4 protein-coding genes are annotated in these 3181 nt (G+C 28.8%); all 4 read left to right on the forward strand.

Annotated features, from left to right (window positions below):
- Positions 1–188 precede the first annotated feature (188 nt).
- The gene (locus ACH8JV_RS19095; RefSeq protein WP_396523203.1) at positions 189–647 is read left to right on the forward strand and encodes a hypothetical protein; all 459 of its coding nucleotides are present in this window, start codon (positions 189–191) and stop codon (positions 645–647) included.
- Positions 648–650: 3 nt separating this feature from the next.
- Positions 651–1187, forward strand: a complete 537-nt coding sequence (locus ACH8JV_RS19100; protein ID WP_396523205.1) for a hypothetical protein — start codon at positions 651–653, stop codon at positions 1185–1187.
- A gap of 957 nt (positions 1188–2144) precedes the next feature.
- The gene (locus ACH8JV_RS19105) at positions 2145–2294 is read left to right on the forward strand and encodes a hypothetical protein (RefSeq protein WP_396523207.1); all 150 of its coding nucleotides are present in this window, start codon (positions 2145–2147) and stop codon (positions 2292–2294) included.
- A gap of 8 nt (positions 2295–2302) precedes the next feature.
- Positions 2303–3181: hypothetical protein (locus ACH8JV_RS19110; protein ID WP_396523209.1), on the forward strand; the 879-nt coding region annotated here is incomplete at its 3' end.

Genomic DNA, 3181 nt, shown 5'->3' on the forward strand with positions numbered 1-3181 from the left:
GGCTAGAAATTCAGAAAATGATTATACTTACAGAGTAACTGGTAATTTACAGAAAATAATAGTTTAATTTTTGATGTCGTACATGGTAAAATACAAGATATATTAAAGTGATTAAAATTGGATTGAGCTTATTCATGCGAAGGAAATTGATATTAAAGCGATAGTTAACCAGTGTATTGTGAATGGCAATGGGTGTACATAAAACAGACGGTAATTTTGAAAATAAAGTTGGGCAGTATTTTTTTACGAATAGAGCCACAGTAAATGCTGAGTTGCCTAAAATGCCTGAGAGTGGAATTTTTAGTCGAAGATTTGATTTTAGTGATATTTTCAATTTAGAAAATTTGAAAGAGGAAATTAGATTTAAAGTTATCAATAAAACAAAGAATACAGAATATGTTGGAATGTTAGATGAAATGGGTCGAACACCAAGAATATTTAGTGATTCATCAGATACTATTGAAATTCAATTTATTAGCAATAATGACAATAAAAGTATTATACCTACGAAGGAATTAAATGAAGATATTTATGATCATGATACTGGGGATTTTGTAGATGATGGAATTCAGAGCCAGCTTGCAGAAGTGCTAGATGATGAATATAAAGATGATCTAGAAGATGATTTTAATAAATTTGGAGTTTAAGAGATGAAACGCAGTCTAATATTGCTACTGAGCACATTTATCTCAATACAAGCTTTTGCTGAAGAAAATGCTTGTGAAAAAATTTGGGATAGCTTTAAAAATAAGAATGAAAGTATCAAAATTGATAAAGTTAATGTCCCATGTAAACAAATTTGGGAAGATAACTATAAAGCAAAACTTGTAAAAACTATTGGCTTAAACCCAAAAGATACTCAATGGATGTCAACAGGGGAATGTGAAGTTATTGAAGTAAATAAAAATAAGTACGAAGTTTATTATGCTAATCTAAAAAATGATCATAGTGATATAAATATTATTAATGATACTAATGGTAATTATTTTTCATATTTTAGAAATTTAGGTCGCTATGATATGTTTGAAGATAAGTTTTTTCCAACAAATAAAGCAAATAAAAATGGCGTAGAGTTAAGTTGCCCTGGATTGGGGAATTTTGAGAAATTGAAACCTATTTTAAGTTCATATATCAGTAATAGAAAAATTGATATTAAGCGATTTAGTTTTGAGGACTTAAATAAATAAAATAGTAAATCTATAAATAAAAAATCATATTCATTAATGCAATATGGAGTTGGGTTGTAGGTAGTTATATTAATTCTTTATTAGTTTTTTGTAATCTCCTGCTAATTAAATTCAGATCATTGGAGAGTGAAAAGAACTTCTTTGCAAACGATTAGGAAATAGAAGCTTTAATGGATGCTATAGGAAAATAATAAGTAGGATTGAAATTACTGAATCGGATGCTATTCGAGCATGCCTGCTACTAAAAAAAGGTATTGATAGGGAAAGATAGAGGAGCCTGAGCATCGTCGTCATTCATCATTCCCCTGCATGCATTCACATATTCCCAGTTATTATCCCGAGTGCTGTTGTGGGTAGATCTAAAATTTCATTATTGCGAATATTTGTAAAACCAATTCTCAATGTATTTCCAATGGTAAAAGTGAGTAAGAAGAGCAGTTAATATTCGCTTAGCAGGTTTTGACGGAGCATTACCAAAAGATGAATTTACAAAACGAACTGTAAAATGTATAAAATAATTCCAGTAGGATTATAGGGGAAAATTACTGGAAAGATTTGTGGCTCTGTTTGGGCTGCTTTAGATAAATTCAGAGATGAATAGGGAATAACTTCTTTCTTTTATTCAATGAAATGCCTTTGTAGGAAATATTCGAGTTTTGGTCGTAGTAGATTTACACTCTGCCACTGGCATAGTTATTAATATAACTATTAACCAAATAATAAAACTCTATAATTTATCGCCAAATGATATTACAAGCTTGTTTGTTGTTGGTAAATACTAAATATTACTCTAGGACTTATGCGAAATGTTAAATTAAAGTTAAGACTAATAGGAGAAGAAAAATTTGATGATAATTTATAAGAGCGGATTTATCGAGAATATTGGATTCCACCAAAGAGACCAATTTTAGATGCATTTGTAGATTGGAAAGCTGCCGTACAATTGGTCCGCCCAATATGAAGCTTCAAAAGAATGGTGGCTATGTTTCAGATGGAACAAAAGCTTTTTATGAAAGTAAGGCCAATCATGCAAATATGGGCTCTACAAAAATGGTTAAAGAAATTTTGGAAAAAATTTTGAAATACCATCAGCAACATCAAAAGTGAGATGAACAGTGAAGAGACTAATATGCGTATTATTATCTGCAATAGGCCTTACAGTAGGTTGTAATGCTAAATCAGTAGAGCCAAAAAACCTGAAGACTATTAAAGTTGAACCTTGTGGTTTTGATTATGATGTAGATAATTATTATTGTAAAAAAGATAAACTAAAAATTTATGAAAAAAATATTGGTATGCAGCCAGATTTTAACAAAGATTATTCTGTGATAAAGATTGAGGATGGTAAATATTATAGATTGGCTGTATTAAACCAAAAAAGTTATATGGTTTATCCTCTAAATTATCAAATAAGTAAAACTAAAGCTAAATTTAATTATTCTGTTGAAAAAGATGAATTGTGTGTAGCTGGAAATTTATACTCTTATAGAGATACATATTTAAATTCAAAAGCATGTTTTAAAATTATTGATGATGCTTTTGTAAAGGTTAGTATTGTAGAAAATATAAATCAAAAAACTAATAATAAGTCACTAGTTTATTTAAAAACTCCAATTTCATCAGATTTTTTCTCTAAATGTAGCGAGAAAAACTCAGCTAAAAAATGCACGCAACTTGAAAATTCTAATAATCGGGCTTATTCATTATCTGAATTAAAGAAAATATCTCCTGATTTTATAAATTTACTTAATGATGCAAAAGTAGATTCATTAAATGTAAATACATTTAGATTCCTTCCTCAATTCAAAGATAGCTTTTATTCTATTGCTGAGAAATATATAGATACTGATGAAAGTTCTACTTCTGAGTTCTATTTAATAAAAATAAAGCCTGAATTAAAAGTGGAAAAAATAGGAGATTACTACTCAATTGATACTTCAGGGGTGATAACTTATAAAGATAGAAATGGTAAATTTTTGAAGAAAAATTTAAAA

It is taken from the genome of Acinetobacter sp. ABJ_C5_2 (genome assembly GCF_044538485.1).
Lineage (GTDB): Bacteria > Pseudomonadota > Gammaproteobacteria > Pseudomonadales > Moraxellaceae > Acinetobacter > Acinetobacter nosocomialis_A.